16 protein-coding genes are annotated in these 17,241 nt (G+C 33.9%); 8 read left to right on the forward strand and 8 right to left on the reverse strand.

What is annotated here, in order from left to right; genetic code table 11:
• Positions 1-28: 28 nt before the first annotated feature.
• Positions 29-1,807: an ABC transporter ATP-binding protein gene (locus JOD96_RS06515; protein WP_209563467.1), complete on the reverse strand. Its 1,779-nt coding sequence runs from the start codon at positions 1,805-1,807 to the stop codon at positions 29-31.
• Positions 1,808-2,010: 203 nt separating this feature from the next.
• Between JOD96_RS06515 and JOD96_RS06520 the strand changes: the two genes are divergently transcribed.
• From JOD96_RS06520 to yajC, 3 genes are all read left to right on the forward strand, one after another.
• Positions 2,011-3,120: an amino acid dehydrogenase gene (locus tag JOD96_RS06520; RefSeq protein ID WP_317195272.1), complete on the forward strand. Its 1,110-nt coding sequence runs from the start codon at positions 2,011-2,013 to the stop codon at positions 3,118-3,120.
• 273 nt (positions 3,121-3,393) lie between these two features.
• Positions 3,394-4,305: a transcription antitermination factor NusB gene (gene nusB / locus JOD96_RS06525; protein ID WP_209563628.1), complete on the forward strand. Its 912-nt coding sequence runs from the start codon at positions 3,394-3,396 to the stop codon at positions 4,303-4,305.
• Between the two features lie 58 nt (positions 4,306-4,363).
• Complete coding sequence (yajC, locus tag JOD96_RS06530; RefSeq protein WP_209563468.1) at positions 4,364-4,642, forward strand: preprotein translocase subunit YajC; 279 nt, start codon at positions 4,364-4,366, stop codon at positions 4,640-4,642.
• 244 nt (positions 4,643-4,886) lie between these two features.
• On the opposite strand, the gene JOD96_RS06535 is transcribed toward yajC, so the two are convergent.
• The 4 genes from JOD96_RS06535 to JOD96_RS06550 all read right to left on the reverse strand — a co-directional run bounded on the left by JOD96_RS06535 (position 4,887) and on the right by JOD96_RS06550 (position 9,126).
• On the reverse strand, positions 4,887-5,474 hold the full coding sequence (locus JOD96_RS06535) for a YdeI/OmpD-associated family protein (protein WP_245188361.1): 588 nt from the start codon (positions 5,472-5,474) through the stop codon (positions 4,887-4,889).
• Between the two features lies 1 nt (position 5,475).
• Positions 5,476-6,753, reverse strand: coding sequence for a peptidase T (gene pepT, locus JOD96_RS06540; RefSeq protein ID WP_209563470.1), 1,278 nt, complete (start codon positions 6,751-6,753; stop codon positions 5,476-5,478).
• Positions 6,754-6,874: 121 nt separating this feature from the next.
• On the reverse strand, positions 6,875-8,011 hold the full coding sequence (locus JOD96_RS06545) for a formylglycine-generating enzyme family protein (protein WP_209563471.1): 1,137 nt from the start codon (positions 8,009-8,011) through the stop codon (positions 6,875-6,877).
• Positions 8,012-8,166: 155 nt separating this feature from the next.
• Positions 8,167-9,126, reverse strand: a complete 960-nt coding sequence (locus JOD96_RS06550) for a DUF6515 family protein (RefSeq protein ID WP_209563472.1) — start codon at positions 9,124-9,126, stop codon at positions 8,167-8,169.
• 369 nt (positions 9,127-9,495) lie between these two features.
• On the opposite strand from JOD96_RS06550, the gene JOD96_RS06555 reads away from it, so the two are divergent.
• Complete coding sequence (locus JOD96_RS06555; RefSeq protein ID WP_209563473.1) at positions 9,496-10,530, forward strand: quinone-dependent dihydroorotate dehydrogenase; 1,035 nt, start codon at positions 9,496-9,498, stop codon at positions 10,528-10,530.
• Here the strand turns inward: JOD96_RS06555 and JOD96_RS06560 are convergent.
• Positions 10,516-11,232, reverse strand: coding sequence for a DUF3307 domain-containing protein (locus JOD96_RS06560; RefSeq protein WP_209563474.1), 717 nt, complete (start codon positions 11,230-11,232; stop codon positions 10,516-10,518). The genes JOD96_RS06555 and JOD96_RS06560 overlap by 15 nt on opposite strands.
• A 4-nt stretch (positions 11,233-11,236) precedes the next feature.
• Positions 11,237-11,842 (reverse strand): hypothetical protein, encoded by a 606-nt coding sequence (locus JOD96_RS06565; protein WP_209563475.1) that lies wholly within the window; start codon positions 11,840-11,842, stop codon positions 11,237-11,239.
• Between the two features lie 210 nt (positions 11,843-12,052).
• Between JOD96_RS06565 and JOD96_RS06570 the strand changes: the two genes are divergently transcribed.
• The 4 genes from JOD96_RS06570 (at position 12,053) to guaB (ending at position 16,633) form a co-directional block, all read left to right on the forward strand.
• On the forward strand, positions 12,053-12,919 hold the full coding sequence (locus JOD96_RS06570) for a hydroxymethylglutaryl-CoA lyase (RefSeq protein ID WP_209563476.1): 867 nt from the start codon (positions 12,053-12,055) through the stop codon (positions 12,917-12,919).
• Positions 12,920-12,998: 79 nt separating this feature from the next.
• Positions 12,999-13,550 carry a hypothetical protein gene (locus tag JOD96_RS06575; RefSeq protein ID WP_209563477.1) on the forward strand — a complete coding sequence of 184 codons (552 nt, stop codon included), beginning with the start codon at positions 12,999-13,001 and terminating at the stop codon, positions 13,548-13,550.
• Entirely contained in the window at positions 13,547-14,944 is a 1,398-nt protein-coding gene (locus JOD96_RS06580) for a DUF5723 family protein (RefSeq protein WP_209563478.1), read from the forward strand. Before JOD96_RS06575 ends, JOD96_RS06580 begins: the two co-directional genes overlap by 4 nt.
• A gap of 216 nt (positions 14,945-15,160) precedes the next feature.
• Positions 15,161-16,633 carry an IMP dehydrogenase gene (gene guaB, locus JOD96_RS06585; protein ID WP_209563479.1) on the forward strand — a complete coding sequence of 491 codons (1,473 nt, stop codon included), beginning with the start codon at positions 15,161-15,163 and terminating at the stop codon, positions 16,631-16,633.
• A 56-nt stretch (positions 16,634-16,689) separates the two neighbouring features.
• Here guaB and JOD96_RS06590 read toward each other — a convergent pair whose 3' ends face one another.
• Positions 16,690-17,190, reverse strand: coding sequence for a hypothetical protein (locus JOD96_RS06590; RefSeq protein ID WP_209563480.1), 501 nt, complete (start codon positions 17,188-17,190; stop codon positions 16,690-16,692).
• Positions 17,191-17,241: the final 51 nt, after the last annotated feature.

The following is a 17,241-nucleotide window of genomic DNA, read 5'->3' on the forward strand; positions in this document are numbered from 1 at the left end:
TCATAAAAAATTATCTATTACGCAACATTTAAAGTAATTCTTTTTCCGAAAGTTGTTTTAAATATAACGATGCATAATACCCCTCCTGATTTATTAATTGATTATGAGAGCCTTGTTGTATGATCTTACCTTCTTCTAAAATGATTATTTTATCAGCATTTTTGGCTGAAGAAACACGATGGCTGACAATAATTGTAGTTTTATTTTTACAAATTTCAAATAAATTATTCAAAATAGTTTCTTCTGTTTCAGTGTCTACAGCAGACAGACAATCATCAAAAAGTAAAATAGCAGGCTGCTTGATAATGGCTCTCGCTATCGAAACACGCTGTTTTTGCCCACCAGAAAGTGTTATACCTCTTTCGCCCAAAATAGTATCATATTGTTTGTTGAAAGTGATAATATTATCATGAACAACAGCACTTCTGGCAGCTTCAATTACTTCTTCATCTGTTGCGTTTTGATTACCAAATTTGATATTGTTTTTGATGGTATCCGAGAATAAAAATGCATCTTGGGGTACAATTCCAATATTGTTTCTTAAATCATTCAGGTTTAAAGTGCTGATTTCATTCTGGTCAATTGTTATTCTTCCGTCTGTAACATCATACAATCTGGAAATCAATGACAAAATAGTAGATTTTCCGGAACCTGTTTTTCCTAAAATGGCCAGAGTTTCTCCTTTTTTTACTGTAAAAGTTACATTTTTTAAAGCTTGAATATTAGTATCCTGATAAGTAAAACTGACATCTTCAAATGAAATTGAACCCTGAATATCCGATGGATTATTATTGTTGTTTTTGATTTCCGGTTCAATTTTCAAAAATTCATTTAAACGCTTTTGAGAAGCTTCTGCCTCCTGAACCATAGACGAAACCCATCCCAAAGAGGCAACTGGCCAGGTGAGCATGTTTACATATAAAATAAATTCTGCTATCGTACCGATATTCTGAATTTTTCCGTTGATATACATCACTCCTCCAAAGTAAATCACAACCAGATTACTGATTCCTATCAACGCAATCATTAAGGGGCCAAACAGCGACTGCACTCTTGCCAGGCTTAAGCTCTTGCTTTTACTTTCTTCTGCAAGCGCCACCATGTTATTTTGATGCTGATTTTCTAAAGAATAAGCTTTTATAACCCGGATTCCAGAAAATATTTCCTGCGAAAAACTCGAAACTTTAGATAAATATTGCTGAAAGATTGTGCTTCGTTTATTGATTTCTGAACTCAGTTTGAAAATACAATAAGACAAAATTGGTAAAGGCAAAATCGTATATAATGTCAATAATGGTGAAACATTATACATGTATATAATAACAATTGCAAAACGTATAAATGTATTTATCGTATACATTACGGCAGGTCCCACATACATACGGACTTTAGAAACATCTTCGCTGATTCGGTTCATCAAATCCCCGGTTCTGTTTTGTTTGTAAAAGTTCTGCGAAAGATTTTCGTATTGTTTAAAAACCTCATTTTTTAAGTCAAACTCAATATGACGCGACATTACAATCAGAGTTTGTCTCATGAGGAAGGTAAGTACTCCGCCTACAACAGCACTTCCAATAATTAAGTACACATTATGAAGCAGTTCCTGTTTATGAAAACTTCTGATTATCTGTAATTTTTGATCGCTTTCTGATAATTTCAAAAAGCGCTCTATGATATCAAAAGACTCACTAACCAGTTTTGGAGTGAATAAAAAGAAAATTTGTGCGATTATGGTGATTAAAATACCTAATAAAAAACTGTATTTATATTTAATGAAATATTTGTTTAAATAGCGTAATTCTTTCATTTTTTTAAGATATTCAATGTTGAAATGATATTGTTTTTATAAATTACTTTCAATATAAAGCAATGTAAAATACAATTTAATCAAAATAATTTGATTGATAATTTGTTATTTTAAAGATAAAAAATTAGCACAAGTGTATTTTTTGCTTATGTTTGAGATGTCTTTTTGACAAATTCATAATTTAACAAATAAATAGTAGCGCTATGGATGCAACTTTCGCAACTGGAAAAGAACTTCAAAAAATGGATCCTGTTTTTGGTCAGTTATCTTTTGACGATCATGAACAAATTGTATTTTGCAATGACAAAGATACAGGTTTAAAAGCAATTATTGGTATTCATAATTCTGTTATGGGGCCAGCTTTAGGAGGTACTAGAATGTGGAATTATAATACTGAATGGGAAGCTCTAAATGATGTTTTGCGCCTTTCAAGAGGTATGACTTATAAATCTGCCATTACAGGACTTAATATTGGTGGTGGAAAAGCAGTAATTATTGGTGATGCTAAAACACAAAAAACGCCTGAATTAATGCGTAAGTTTGGTGAATTTGTTCACTCTCTTGGCGGAAGATATATCACTGCTGAAGATGTAGGAATGGAAACTAAAGACATGGATACTGTAAGAGATGTAACGCCTTATGTTACGGGTATCTCTGAAGAAAGAGGTGGTTCTGGAAACCCTTCTCCTGTAACAGCTTACGGTGTTTATTTAGGAATGAAAGCGGCTGCAAAAAGTCAGTTTGGATCTGATGTTCTGGATGGCAAGAAAGTTTTGGTTCAGGGAATTGGGCATGTAGGTGAAACTTTGGTTGAATACTTAACTAAAGAAGGAGCACAGGTTACTATTACCGATATCAATGAAGAAAAATTATATCAGGTAGCTTCAAAATATAATGCAACGATTTATACCGGAGAAGATTTATATACAGCAGATGTAGATATCTATGCTCCATGTGCAATGGGGGCAACTATTAATGATGCGACAGTAAATAAAATTAAGGCCAAAGTAATTGCCGGTGCTGCCAACAACCAGTTAGCAGATGAAAATGTTCACGGTGCAAGATTGCAGGAAAGAGGTATTTTATATGCACCGGATTTCCTGATCAATGCTGGTGGAATTATCAATGTATATGCTGAATTGGAGCATTATGGTAAAGCTGAAATCATGAGCAAAACCGAAAATATCTATAATACTACCTTAGAAATTATCGATTATGCTGTTAAGAACGGAATTACAACGCATAAAGCTGCTCTGACAATCGCTCAGAATCGTATTGATCAGAGAAAATTAGAAAACGCTGCTAAGAAATAATTATTAGTTTACAATTTGCCAGTCCCGGTATTCAGTTTCAGTTTGCAATATAAACTGTGATTGAATACCGGGACTTTTTTATGCAGTTTCTAAATTACTGAAAACCGCGACCGAAAACTGGGACTCAATTGAGTAATATTGAAATTCGAGACTGAAAACTGCGACTTTTTTACGAATTAATTTTATTATAAGCTGTGAAATTCTTATTTTTGCACCCTAATTTTTAAATGTTCTTACAAGGTGGTAAATAGAAGACACATACGCGTTAAGGTAATGCAATCCATTTATGCTATGCATCAAAGCGGTTCTGACAATCTGGAAAAAGAAGAGAAATTTCTTTTCTACAGTATAGATAATATTCAGGACTTATATTTAGTAATGTTATCTTCATTGATAGAGATATGTAAAAAAGAATCTGTTTTTTTACATCTTTCAAGTAAAAAACATCTTGCGACTGCAGCAGAACGTAACCCAAACGAAAAATTTATTAAGAACAAAATTTTTCAGATTCTTGCAGAAAGCAACTCTCTGAGTATCGCTTTAGAAAACCGTAAAATCAACAACTGGTCATTAAACGATGATTATATCATTTTACTTTTAAATGATATTAAAGCAAGCGATTTGTATAAAAAATACATGAGCAACACTGTTAATACTTTTGAAGAAGACAGACAATTTATAATCGATTTATTTGAAAATGTAATTGTTCCGAATGAAAAATTATATGAGTATCTGGAAGATGATAAACTGACCTGGGTTGATGATATTCCGGTTGTAAATACACACATCATCAAACAGCTGAAAGCTATTAAAACAGAAGATTCAGATGATTTTAGAGTTCCAAAATTGTATAAAGACGTAGAAGACAAAGATTTTGCAAAAGACCTGTTTAGAAGAACAGTTTTAAACGAAAAAGTTTTAGCAAAAGAATACGAAGACAAAACACCAAACTGGGATAGTGACCGTATTGCAGAAATTGATACTATTATTTTGAAAATGGCAATCTGCGAGTTTTTAAAATTCCCTTCGATTCCGGTAAAAGTAACTCTTAACGAATATTTAGAAATTGCAAAAGAGTATTCTACACCAAAAAGCAGTATTTTTATCAACGGAATTTTAGACAATTTGGCTAAAGAACTGGAAGCCAACAAAAAGTTGATTAAAGTTGGAAGAGGTTTGATGTAATTGAAAATAAATTCTCAAAAAACAAACATAAATTCTAAAACAATAAAAACAAAAAATTATGCAAGATATAATGAAATTTGCTCCTTATTTATTAATGTTCGTAGTGCTTTATTTCTTTATGATTATGCCGGCACAAAAAAAGGCTAAAAGAGAAAAAGAATTCGCTCAAAGTTTAAAAATAGGAGATAAGATAATTACTATTGGAGGTATTCATGGAAAAGTTACTGAAATATCTGAAGCTACTTTAGTTATAGAAACAATGTCAGGAAAATTAAAAATAGACAGATCTGCTATTTCTGTAGAAAAAACAGCTGCTCTGAATGCTAAAAAAGCTTAATTTTTAAATTCACAAAATATAAATCCCAAATTCCATCCCGATACTTATCGGAGGAGTTTGGGATTTTTTTTGCTACTATCTTGTCATCCTGACGCAGGAAGGATCACAAACGGAATTCCGCAAAGAATGTCGATGATATATCTCAAGCTGTTAGTGTGATCCTTCCTGTGTCAGGATGACAAAATGTGAAAAACGTCAATATAGTATTGGAATTGGAATTTTAAAAATATTGAATTTTAAATTTCTACCTGTATTTATCATTCAACCCAATATTTCCTAATATCATCGGAATCACTTTTTCAATTCTAGATAGCTTAGTTTTTTCCTGTTTAGCCGTTTCAATATATTCTAAAAACTCATATTGTTTATAAGGAGAAAATTTTTCAAAAGCTTCTTTTAAGTCCGGATTCTGAATCATTTCTTTATCCAGAAGTTCAGATGTAATCGTTTCCTTTTTTGAAGGTTTAATGATTTTTCCCTGCTTTTCATTTTCGATTGCTTCCCGGATATATTCTAAAATCTCCTTTTCGTTTACCTCTTCTTTTGATTTAAAACGCCATTGACGAAGTGATTTGGTTTTATCTTCCTGAGCATTCAATAGTTTCTTTTTTTCGTCTTTGAGAAAAACGCCATTGAAGAACCAAATAGCAAAATATTCTTTGAAACCGCCAAGGCCAATAACGTTCTTTTTATTAAAAACATAAACCGGGCCGCCCCATTTTGTCGTTTCCGTTAGTTCAGTTTTATCAATAATTGATTTTAGGAGAAGTAATTCCTCCTCCCATTTTTGACTAAATTTCCAAAGTCCTTTACTATCAGATTGAGATTCCAATTTACTTGTTTTTTTTAGTTTTTTCAGTGACATCAAAAATTCCCGGAATAGCTGTTAGCTCAGCAATTTTTACAATTACATCTGTTGCTTTCTGGATACTCTCTGCCGGAACATATTCGTATTTTCCGTGAAAGTTATGCCCGCCTGCAAAAATATTAGGACAAGGCAATCCCATGTAAGATAACTGAGAGCCATCTGTACCGCCACGAATTGGTTTTATGATTGGTTTAATATGCAATTCACGCATTGCTTTTTCGGCAATATCAACAATATGTTTTACCGGAAGCACTTTTTCTTTCATATTATAATACTGATCTCTTATTTCGGCTATTACAATATCTTCGCCATACTGTTTAGCAAATTTTTTATTGATTTTTTTGGCAATCCTTTCAATTAAACTTTTACGTTTTTCGAATTTAGCCTTGTTATGGTCACGTATAATAAGTTCCAGAACAGTTTCTTCAATACTTCCTGTTAAATGGTGCACATGAAAGAAACCTTCATAACTCTTTGTTTCCTGTGGAGTTTCACCTTTAGGAAGTTCATTAATAAATTCATTTGCAATTAACATTGAATTGATCATTTTTCCTTTGGCATATCCCGGGTGAACACTTTTTCCTTTGAAAGTGATTTTTGCTCCTGCCGCATTAAAGTTTTCGTACTCTAGCTCGCCAATTTGGCTTCCGTCCATTGTGTATGCCCATTGAGCACCAAATTTCTCTACATCAAAATGATGAGCGCCACGGCCAATTTCTTCATCTGGAGTAAATCCAATTCTGATTTTCCCGTGTTTAATTTCCGGATGCTGAATTAAATATTCCATTGCAGAAACAATTTCTGTAATACCGGCTTTATCATCTGCGCCCAAAAGAGTAGTTCCGTCTGTAGTGATTATGGTCTGACCTTTGTATTGCAAAAGATCCTTGAAATAGTTTGGGGATAAAACGATATTTTTTTCAGCATTTAGAATAATGTCTTTTCCATCGTAATTTTCAACAATCTGCGGTTTTACATTCGCCCCGCTAAAATCTGGTGAAGTATCAAAATGAGAAATAAAACCAATTGTTGGAACTTCATGTTCAACATTCTCTGGCAAAGTGGCCATGATATAAGCTTTCTCGTCTATTGTAACATCTTGCAGGCCAATTGCTTTTAATTCTTCGACTAATTTATTGGCAAGATTCCACTGTTTTTCTGTACTTGGCGTTGTTTGTGAATTTGGATCAGATTCCGTGTCAATTGTTACGTAACTAATAAAACGATCGATTATATGTTGCATTTTTTATTTTTTTAGCAAAGATAAGGCATTTTTGTTAGCTGGAAAATTACAGCTTTTTATATAAAATCAAACAAAAACGGATTCTAATAAATAGAATCCGTTTTGTGTTATTTATATTTTTTTATATACTTTTTACGCATCGAAAACCAAGATGATTAGCAGCAGACCTTACTTCTCCTTTTCCTCTTGTTCCGACCATGTAGCGTGTACAGTATTGATCGGTACATAAAAAAGATCCTCCACGATGTACTTTTTTTATTTGATTGGGATCGTTGGGATCATGATAAGCCTCAGGCCCCTGTGGATTTTTAGCGACTTTACCATTTTCACTTAGAGATTTGTAATAATCTACACTATACCAGTCATTAACCAATTCCCAAACATTTCCTGCCATATCGTATAATCCGTATGAATTTGGGGCATACTGTGCAGTAGGAGCAATACCTATAAAACCATCTTCACCAGTATCACCATCCTTTATAGGAAAATGTCCCTGATAAATATTAGCCTGAAATTTTCCTTTTTGTTTCAAGGTATTTCCCCAGGCGTATAAGTTTCCGGTTTTTCCACCTCTTGCAGCAAATTCCCATTCTGCCTCGGTTGGTAGCCTTTTGCCGGCCCATTTTGCATAAGCTGCTGCATCTTCATAAGCAATCTGAACTACAGGATATTTTTCTCTTCCTTTTATAGAGCTCCCGGGCCCTTCAGGATGTTTCCAGTCAGTTCCGCCAATATAAGCCCACCATTGTAGAAAATTATTTAAATTAACTGCTGAAGGAGTAGGCGAAAAAACTATAGAGCCAGCAATTAAATCTTCATCGGCTGCCGTTGGAAATTCTTCTTTAGTCGGTTTCTGTTCTGCAACTGTAATATAGCCTGTAGCTTTTACGAACGCCGCATATTGTTCATTTGTCACTTCTGTCTCATCCATAAAATAGCCATCAACATAAACCCTATGAATCGGGGCGGCGTCTTTTGTAATACCCTTTATGCTGCATAGACTTTCGTCTTCGACATTGCTTCCCATAGAGAATTCGCCACCCGGAATCCACACCATTCCTTTCGGTGCCTTAGACGGAGCCGAAGTGTTATTTACGATGGTAGGTTTAAATTCAGATTCTGCCGAAACATTCGGAGTCGCCTCACATTCAGCTACTTCTTTTTTGTCTTTTGGATCAATTAATTTGGTAAAACCATATGCAATTGAGACAATAAAAATGGTAATTATGGCAAAAACCCAATACGTTTTGTTTTTCATTTTGGTTAATTTAGGAGTAATTCTGGTTTGATATTAAGATACGATTATAAAAACCTCAATTACAGTTACATCAATGAGGTAATTAATATTTTTTTTCCAAATATATAAAATTCTACTGAATCTATAGGATAAATAGTTTTTAAAACAACTAACATTTATTTGTCTTTTTCTACTAAAACTACTTCGTATTTATTTTTACCATCTACCTGAACAGGCTGATAATAAGTTTCGCCAAACTGAATATATTTTACATCTCCAATAGTTACTTCTTTGCCGCCTTCCGGAAGGCTTTCTACTATAGTCCCGGCTGTAGGAGCGACAACCTTGTAAGAGTTTCCGTCTTTTTCATAATAAGTTCCTCCGTAATAATAATTATTAACCGTTCCTGTATTTACAGTTTGTGCCCCGCTTGGAATATTGTTTACAGTTCCTCCAACCGGTGCTGGTACTGCCGTATATCCACCATTTGACGGTGCATACCAAACTCCCTGATCATAATGATATTGAGTGCTTTCTACACTTACAACAATTGCTGTAACGGCCAGGGTAGCTACAAAAAAGCCCCACGGATGCCAAACCGGTCCCCAGTAATAAGGTCTGTAAGGATGATAATAATAAGGATGATAACTGTGATATCTGTAACCGCCATATACATAAGGTGGTCGTGTGTAAACTACAGTATTTCTGCGCACTACAGTATTACGATTGTTGTTAATAGTAATATCCCTGCTTCTGTCAACATTAATATTATTTCTGGTATTACCACTTATGTTAGTGTTTCTGTTACCATTATTTCTATTTATTGTGTTGGAGTTTCTATTTGTGTTAGTTCTGTTAGTATTATTTCTATTACTGATTTTTGAGTCTGAACTATTTCCGGGTCTTGTTACTTTAGTTCCGGAATTATTCGATCCGGGTCTGGTTGTCGTTGGCCTGGTAGCATTAGGCCTTGTCTGCGTAGCTGGTTTTGTTGGTCGATTATGTGTTGCGCCGCCGGATCTTTTAACCCCGCCGCCATGATTGCGTTGCGCAAAACTATCAATTGAAATGAGGAAAAATGTACCAATCAAACACAGAAGTGCAGATTTTTTTAGAGTTTTGGATATGTTTTTCATTTTCAGCGATTTATATGATTAAAGTTATGAAAAAAAGATATTCAATTTGTATTTAAGAACGTAAAACTTTGAATTATAGTGAAATATCCCATTAGATTTTAAAACGCCAGCCCTGTTTTCCAGGGGAAATGTTTTGTCCTGAAAACTGTTTTAAAATGATTTGCAGTTTAAATAAAACACAATTCACAATAAGAATTTTCTTAATTTTATCAAAATTAATTAATATAAGTTTCAGATGAACTTATCAAAAGGCGTGACTTTGTTTCATTTTATAATTTGCAACCTCTTATAATTTTGTTTTTGTAAAAGAGTACCTTTTTAAACTATAATATTTAAATTTGCATCCAAAAAAAACACAACAACACTCTTATGTATAAATTGATAATTCGCCCGATACTTTTTTGGTTTGATCCAGAAGAAGTACATTACTTTACTTTTTCATTTATTAAATTCATTTCAAAGATCCCAGGCGTTTCAGCAATTATAAGATCAGTTTATGAAGTAAAAGACAGTCGTTTAGAAAGAGAAGTTTTTGGAATTAAGTTCAAAAATCCGGTTGGACTTGCAGCGGGTTTTGATAAAGATGCAAAATTATACAAAGAACTAGGCGATTTTGGTTTTGGTTTTATCGAAATCGGAACTGTAACCCCGGTCGGGCAGGAAGGAAATCCAAAAAAGCGTTTATTCAGATTAAAAGAAGACCAGGCAATTATTAACCGAATGGGTTTTAATAATGGCGGAGTTTTAGAAGCTGTTGAGCGTTTGAAAAAAAAATCGGGTGTTTTGATTGGCGGAAATATCGGAAAGAATAAAGTAACTTCTAATGAAGATGCAGTTAAGGATTATATCATTTGTTTTGATGCATTGTTTGATCATGTTGATTATTTTGTAGTAAATGTAAGTTCACCAAATACACCAAATTTAAGAGCTTTACAAGATAAGGAACCTCTGACGGCTTTGTTACAGACATTGCAAAACAGAAATATCGAAAAGCAAAAAACAAGCACTCAGAAAATAAAGCCAATTCTTTTGAAAATTGCTCCTGACTTAACAGACGAGCAGTTATTGGATATTATTGATATTGTAAAAACGACGCAAATAGCAGGTGTAATTGCAACAAATACAACAATTTCAAGAGAAGGTCTGCAATCTGCGAACCAAACAGAAACAGGAGGTTTGTCTGGAAAGCCGTTAACAAAGCGTTCGACAGAAGTGATTCGTTTTCTCTCAGAAAAAAGCAATAATGCATTTCCTATTATCGGAGTAGGAGGAATACATTCTCCTGAGGACGCAATCGAAAAATTAAATGCAGGAGCCAGCTTAGTACAGCTTTATACCGGTTTTATTTATGAAGGCCCGGCTTTGATTAAGGCAATTAATAAAAAAGTATTAAAGCAGCTGTAAAAGCAATCCCTGGACAATAAGTCCGGTAATAATTGCAGATCCGAAACTTATCAGAGTTCCGATTAGGACATATTCGGTTAGTTTTCTGTCTTTGGCTTCTTTAAGGTCGCCAAACCTGAAAATAGATTTCGCAGCCAGTAAAAAACCTATAGCTTCAAAATGACCCGTCAGGATAAAACAGAAAACAAATAAGCGTTCTAATATTCCAATATAATTTCCTGCATTGGCAAGAGAATTATCACTATCATTATTGCTGTTTTCGGGATTCCAGACAGAAATGATTGTTTTAATGAGAATTGATATTGGTTTTGTTATAAATAAAAATCCGGTTATAAGAATCCAAAACCGATTGTCAATCCAAAACATATAGATTGTTTTATTTTCATACAAAAACACAATTCCGGTTAATACCAGCAGATGTAAAATTTGATCAACAATAAACCATGTCCTTTTTGTTGTATTTTTTTGGAAATTTAATTTGATTAAATCAATAATTCCGTGGGTAAGAGCAATTAATACAGCATACGGAATAAACTGAACTTCCCAAACCAGAACTGCAGCCAAAATTCCGTGTAGTAGAATATGAAAATATAAATAAATACTCTTGTGTTTTTTTGCTTCCTTATCGGTTACCCATGAGTTTGGCTGCCATATAAAATCGCCTAATAAATGGGATAACAGCAGTTTTATAAATAAAATCATAAGATTATAATTGGTTTATCTGAGTTCTAAAATAACGGTCTAAATTCATAACCAGATCAAACTGTGCACGTTTTTGTCTCCGGCTGACAGCAGCCTGGTTTATTCCTAATTTCTGACCTAACTCTTCTTGTGATAAGTTTGGGTTTTCTATTGCCGCGGCCATAAATTCTGCCGATTGTACAAGCCAGTTGTCCATAAATGTCAACGCCAGCCGAATCATTAGATTCATTTTTTCGTCTATTGATTGATTACCGGTACGCATAGCCAAGGTTACTTTTTGTTTTTTTAAAGTCTCAAAAAGTTCTCCGGAATTTATAAAAGCAGAACCATAACTTTCGGATATTTTTTCACCATTATGCGTTTTGTCTCCAAAACCAATACTCATGCGTGCATCTAATTTTAGCGCCCTTAAATGTGCTTTAATTAAAATAGCAGTCAATAAGGCGTCTTCGGGATTTGTTATTTCGATTTGAAATTCATCTCCCCTGTACACTTCCCATTGAATTGGTGTTTGCCCAAATGGAGACAGAATTTTTTTTAAACTTTCTATCCAGTTTTTCGATTCCTGCTTTCTTGAATCTATTATGTCGCCTGTAATTACACTAGTCATGATTTCAAATATAATAAAAAAATACTACTATTCTTATTTGCAAATATATGTAATAATATTAATTATTACATTTTTATGTAATATTTAATATTATTACTTTTTTTCGTAATAACAACAATTATTACAATATTGAGTAATATAATTAAAAGGGAGTATAGTTTTTATTTCTTTAAAAAAGAAACTAACTTAGCATTCACTAAAGAATACGCCTTGAATAAAGAAATCAAAATTATTGAATGTCCACGCGATGCCATGCAAGGTATCAAAACGTTTATTCCGACAAAAAATAAAGTTACTTATATACAAGCCTTACTTAGGGTTGGCTTTGATACTATTGATTTTGGAAGTTTTGTTTCTCCAAAAGCTATTCCGCAAATGCAGGATACAGCTGAAGTATTGGCACAACTTGACCTTTCTAAAACGACAAGTAAATTGCTCGCAATTATTGCAAATACCCAAGGAGCGATTCAGGCATCAGAGCATGAGCCGATTCGGTATTTAGGATTTCCTTTTTCTATTTCAGAAAATTTTCAGATGCGTAATACCCACAAGACAATCGCAGAATCTTTAGTCACACTGCAGGAAATTCTCGAAATTGCCGATAAAAAAAACAAAGAAGTAGTAACGTATCTTTCAATGGGTTTCGGAAATCCATACGGAGATCCGTGGAATGTTGAAATAGTGGGAGAATGGACAGAGAAATTGTCAAAAATGGGAGTGAAAATCTTATCACTTTCAGACACTGTAGGCAGCTCAACGCCAGAAGTAATTACCTACCTTTTTTCACACCTGATTCCAAAATATCCTCAAATAGAATTTGGTGCGCATTTGCATACAACACCCAATACCTGGTTCGAAAAAATAGATGCTGCATACCAGTCAGGCTGTACACGTTTTGATGGCGCTATTCAGGGCTTCGGAGGATGTCCGATGGCAACAGATAAGCTTACCGGAAATATGCCAACAGAAAAACTGATTTCTTATTTTACGGCAAATAAAAAGATAACTGGCTTAAATTCACTAAGTTTTGAAAGCGCTTATAATGAAGCTTCAAAATTGTTTGGAAAATTTCATTAAAAATATAGTATCTTTATTATCAATGTAATAATAAACAATAACATTACACGTTGTAAGTTTAATCTTATTTTATGTGGTTATGAAATTATTTTTTGAAAATAAAGTATTCAGATTCCTCTTTTTGCCATTATTATTTATTTCATGTACTAGTGATTTAGATTTTGATCAGGTCAGGGATTTAAAATTAAAGCCGGTAGTAGTGGCCAATCTTGCTTATTTTGATGTGCCTGCAAGCCAGCTTACAGATGATGGGGGAACTCATATTGCTTTTGATACGCGTGAATTTGATATTTTTAAGGATAAATTTTTCACAGAAGATTTATTAAAAGCAGAATTTGATTTTGAAATAGAAAATACAATTAACAGAGCTTTTGCCGTACAGCTGTTATTGCTAAATGCCAATAATGAAACTCTCGATACCATTTCTTTTCCTGTTCCAGCCTACATAGGAAGTCCGAATGTTATAAAATATCCTACTGAAGTATTTGAAAACCAAAGATTGGAGCTGCTAAAACAAACTGTAAAAATTGGGTTTGTTCTAATTGTAGCTGCAGGACCTCCATTGGATGAAAATAGTACCGGAAATATAAAACTGAAATCAGGTGGAACCGCTTATTTAGAGATAGAATGAAAAAAGTATTACTATTATTAGTCCTTTTTCAGTTTTCTTCTTATTCTCAAAATAAAGAAGTGCTTTATAATTTTACTTCAATCCCTCAGTCATCCCTTGTCAATCCGGGTGCCGATGTATCCTATAAATTTTATTTCGGAGTTCCTGTATTATCCGGAATTTCTGCTAATCTCGGGTCAAGCAGTTTCTCAGCCTATGACTTATTTGCAGATAATGGGGTTGATTTTAATGATAAAGTTCGAAATGTTATTAATAAGTCATCAAGCAATGACAGAATGGTGACAAATCAACAATTGGAATTATTTTCGGGCGGTTTTAGAGTAGGAGGGAGAGAAAGCGAGTCTTACATATCATTTGGAATGTATCAGGAATTTGATTTTTTTATGTACATGCCCAAAGATCTGGCATTGCTGGCCTTAGACGGAAACAAAAATTACATGGGAAAAGCATTCAATTTAGGAGATCTCAGCCTAAAAGCCGAAGTTCTTTCTGTATTGCATGTAGGGTTTCATAAAAAAATAAACAAAAAACTTGTCTTAGGCGGACGTGCAAAGATTTACTCAAGCGGAGCCAATGCCACTTCAACAAAAAATTCGGGATTCATCTATACAGGACAGAGCACAACAACGCCAAATATGTATAACCAGTCCATATCATCAAATTTAGAACTTAAAACCTCAGGAATTTCAAAATTTACAAAAGACGAATACGAAGGAAACGTAGCCAAAGATATTGCACACAATACTTTTTTTAACGGAAGTCTCGGTTTAGGTATTGATGCCGGACTTACTTATTATTTTAAAGAAAACCTGCAATTTACAGCCAGTGTTATAGATGTTGGTTTTATAAAGCAAACCAAAGATATCGAAACATTAACCTACAAAGGCACTTATCAATATAATGGTGCAAATCCCGATTTTTTGGGATCAGACAATCCTGAAAATGTTTTTGACGAATTTGACCAAGCCATTCCCAGAGATACGCTTTATAATAAATACACCACATGGAGGCCCGTAAAAGTATATTCATCCCTTCAATATTCATTTGGAGAATACAGGTCAGATGAAGATTGTAATTGCAGAGGACAAATACAAAGACGTTATTTGAATGATGTCGGAGTTCAGTTTTTTGCCATGTCAGCTCCACGATCACCAATTGCTGCAATAACAGCATTTTATAAACGCAGTATTTTCAAAAAATTAGATGTAAAGGCTACTTATACATTTGATACTTTTTCAAGCAAAAACATTGGTCTCGGACTTTCGGGTACTTTAGGAAAATTCAATATTTATGCATTGGTAGATAATGTTTTAGAATACAAAGATGTTTCAAAAGCCAATAGTGTAGCATTTCAATTTGGTCTCAATTTTGTTTTTCAAAATAAGGAGGATTAGATTTTTTTAAATCTAATTTTTGTAATTTCGACTCAAGGCCCAAAATCTCCGGGTATTCAAAAAAATACTGTCGCTATTTGGAATTTAGAATTCAAAAAAAATTGAACTTTAATATTGTAAGTAGTTTCCTGTAAATACAATTTTATGAAGGAGAGAGTGAACAAGTTGCCGATTTATTCACTATATTTGCACGCAATTCAACTAGAAATTGCAACAATGATAGCACACAACTCCAAGATTATCGGCGAAGGTTTAACTTACGACGATGTATTATTAGTACCTAACTACTCGAATGTGCTTCCCCGCGAAGTGAGTATCAAATCAAAATTCTCAAGAAACATAACATTAAACGTTCCAATCGTATCTGCTGCTATGGATACAGTGACCGAAAGTGCAATGGCAATTGCTATGGCGCAAGAAGGCGGAATTGGAGTTTTACATAAAAACATGACCATCGAGCAACAAGCGGCGAAGGTTAGAAAAGTGAAACGAGCAGAAGCCGGAATGATTATCGATCCGGTAACATTACCAATGAATTCAACTATTGCAGATGCAAAAAATGCGATGAAAGAATTCGGAATTGGCGGTATTCCAATCGTTGACGAAAACAGAATTCTTAAAGGTATTGTAACGAATCGTGATTTACGTTTCGAAAAAAACGGTGCAAGACCAATCGTTGAGGTAATGACAAGCAAAAACCTGGTTACAGTTGCCGAAGGAACTTCACTAGAACAAGCCGAAGTAGTTTTGCAAGGTCATAAAATTGAGAAACTACCGGTTGTAAATGCTCAAAATGAATTAGTTGGACTAATTACTTTTAGAGATATAACAAAGCTGACTCAAAAACCAATCGCTAATAAAGATATTTTTGGTCGTTTGAGAGTTGCTGCTGCAATTGGTGTTACAGGAGATGCAGTTCTAAGAGCAGAAGCTTTGGTTGCTGCCGGTGTAGACGCCATAATTATTGATACAGCACACGGACATACTGAAGGTGTGGTAAATGTATTGAAAGAAGTAAAATCAAAATTCCCTGAAATAGATGTAATTGTTGGAAACATTGCAACGCCGGAAGCTGCTAAATATTTGGTAGAGAATGGTGCTGATGGTGTAAAAGTAGGAATCGGTCCTGGTTCTATCTGTACTACACGTATTGTTGCAGGTGTTGGTTTTCCTCAGTTTTCTGCAGTTCTTGAAGTTGCAGCTGCTATTAAAGGAACTGGTGTTCCTGTAATTGCTGATGGTGGAATTCGTTATACAGGTGATATTCCTAAAGCAATCGCAGCCGGAGCCGACTGTGTAATGTTAGGTTCATTATTAGCAGGAACAAAAGAATCTCCGGGAGAAACTATTATTTTTGAAGGAAGAAAGTTCAAATCTTATCGCGGAATGGGTTCTGTTGAAGCAATGCAGACAGGTTCTAAAGACCGTTATTTTCAAGATGTTGAAGACGATGTTAAAAAATTAGTTCCGGAAGGAATTGTCGGTCGCGTTCCTTACAAAGGAGAATTAAACGAAAGTATGCTTCAATTTATTGGAGGCCTTCGTGCCGGAATGGGATATTGTGGTTCTAAAGATATACCGACTTTGCAGGAATCTGGACGTTTTGTTAGAATTACATCAAGCGGAATTACAGAAAGTCACCCACATAATGTAACGATTACTAAAGAAGCTCCAAATTATTCAAGATAATTTTTAGTTTTAATATAGAAAAGGCATAAGAAATTAAATCTTATGCCTTTTTTGTTTTAGTTAATAATCGAAATCCCATTATTCAATTCATCAATAATATTCTGATTTTGTTCTATTGCTTCTGCCTGAGCGCCATATTGCATTTGTATAGAACCACCTTTTCCGTTGTAGATAAATCCCTGATATTTGTACAGCATATCGTTGTAATCCAACTCACACTCAAAGTAATTCACCGTTAAATCGTTTATTTTCTTTTTGGTGATTTTTAGATTTTTGATTTTACCAAACGCTTTGTATTCGTCTTCAATTGTACTTTTGAGCTTTTTATCTGTAATGAAATAATCATATTCAATAAAATAGGCATTGACCAAATTGTATTTGTCATGAAATTGTACATCCCAGTCGGACGTCTCTGTCAAAATCCATTTTTCAGGATTGTATTTTATTTCATAAATTTCTTTTCGGCTTGTATAAGTTTCTAATTTTGAAGCCTTTTTTGTTTGCCCAATTGCAAAAAGACTTGATAGAAAGAACAGGAAGATAAATTTCTTTGACATTTTATATCGGTTTTGATTTTAATTCTCCACTTTTGATGGAGACATTTTCTA

The sequence above is a fragment of the Flavobacterium sp. 1355 genome (assembly GCF_017833415.1).
GTDB lineage: Bacteria > Bacteroidota > Bacteroidia > Flavobacteriales > Flavobacteriaceae > Flavobacterium.

Bases quoted from the DNA above. Each gene is read 5' to 3' on its own strand.
- JOD96_RS06520 (WP_317195272.1), top strand. From the start codon at position 2,011: ATGGATGCAACTTTCGCAACTGGAAAAGAACTTCAAAAAATGGATCCT.
- yajC (WP_209563468.1), top strand. From the start codon at position 4,364: ATGCAAGATATAATGAAATTTGCTCCTTATTTATTAATGTTCGTAGTG.
- JOD96_RS06515 (WP_209563467.1), bottom strand. From the start codon at position 1,807: ATGAAAGAATTACGCTATTTAAACAAATATTTCATTAAATATAAATAC.
- guaB (WP_209563479.1), top strand. From the start codon at position 15,161: ATGATAGCACACAACTCCAAGATTATCGGCGAAGGTTTAACTTACGAC.
- JOD96_RS06590 (WP_209563480.1), bottom strand. From the start codon at position 17,190: ATGTCAAAGAAATTTATCTTCCTGTTCTTTCTATCAAGTCTTTTTGCA.
- JOD96_RS06560 (WP_209563474.1), bottom strand. From the start codon at position 11,232: ATGATTTTATTTATAAAACTGCTGTTATCCCATTTATTAGGCGATTTT.
- JOD96_RS06555 (WP_209563473.1), top strand. From the start codon at position 9,496: ATGTATAAATTGATAATTCGCCCGATACTTTTTTGGTTTGATCCAGAA.
- JOD96_RS06545 (WP_209563471.1), bottom strand. From the start codon at position 8,011: ATGAAAAACAAAACGTATTGGGTTTTTGCCATAATTACCATTTTTATT.
- nusB (WP_209563628.1), top strand. From the start codon at position 3,394: ATGCAATCCATTTATGCTATGCATCAAAGCGGTTCTGACAATCTGGAA.
- JOD96_RS06565 (WP_209563475.1), bottom strand. From the start codon at position 11,842: ATGACTAGTGTAATTACAGGCGACATAATAGATTCAAGAAAGCAGGAA.
- JOD96_RS06575 (WP_209563477.1), top strand. From the start codon at position 12,999: ATGAAATTATTTTTTGAAAATAAAGTATTCAGATTCCTCTTTTTGCCA.
- JOD96_RS06550 (WP_209563472.1), bottom strand. From the start codon at position 9,126: ATGAAAAACATATCCAAAACTCTAAAAAAATCTGCACTTCTGTGTTTG.
- pepT (WP_209563470.1), bottom strand. From the start codon at position 6,753: ATGCAACATATAATCGATCGTTTTATTAGTTACGTAACAATTGACACG.
- JOD96_RS06580 (WP_209563478.1), top strand. From the start codon at position 13,547: ATGAAAAAAGTATTACTATTATTAGTCCTTTTTCAGTTTTCTTCTTAT.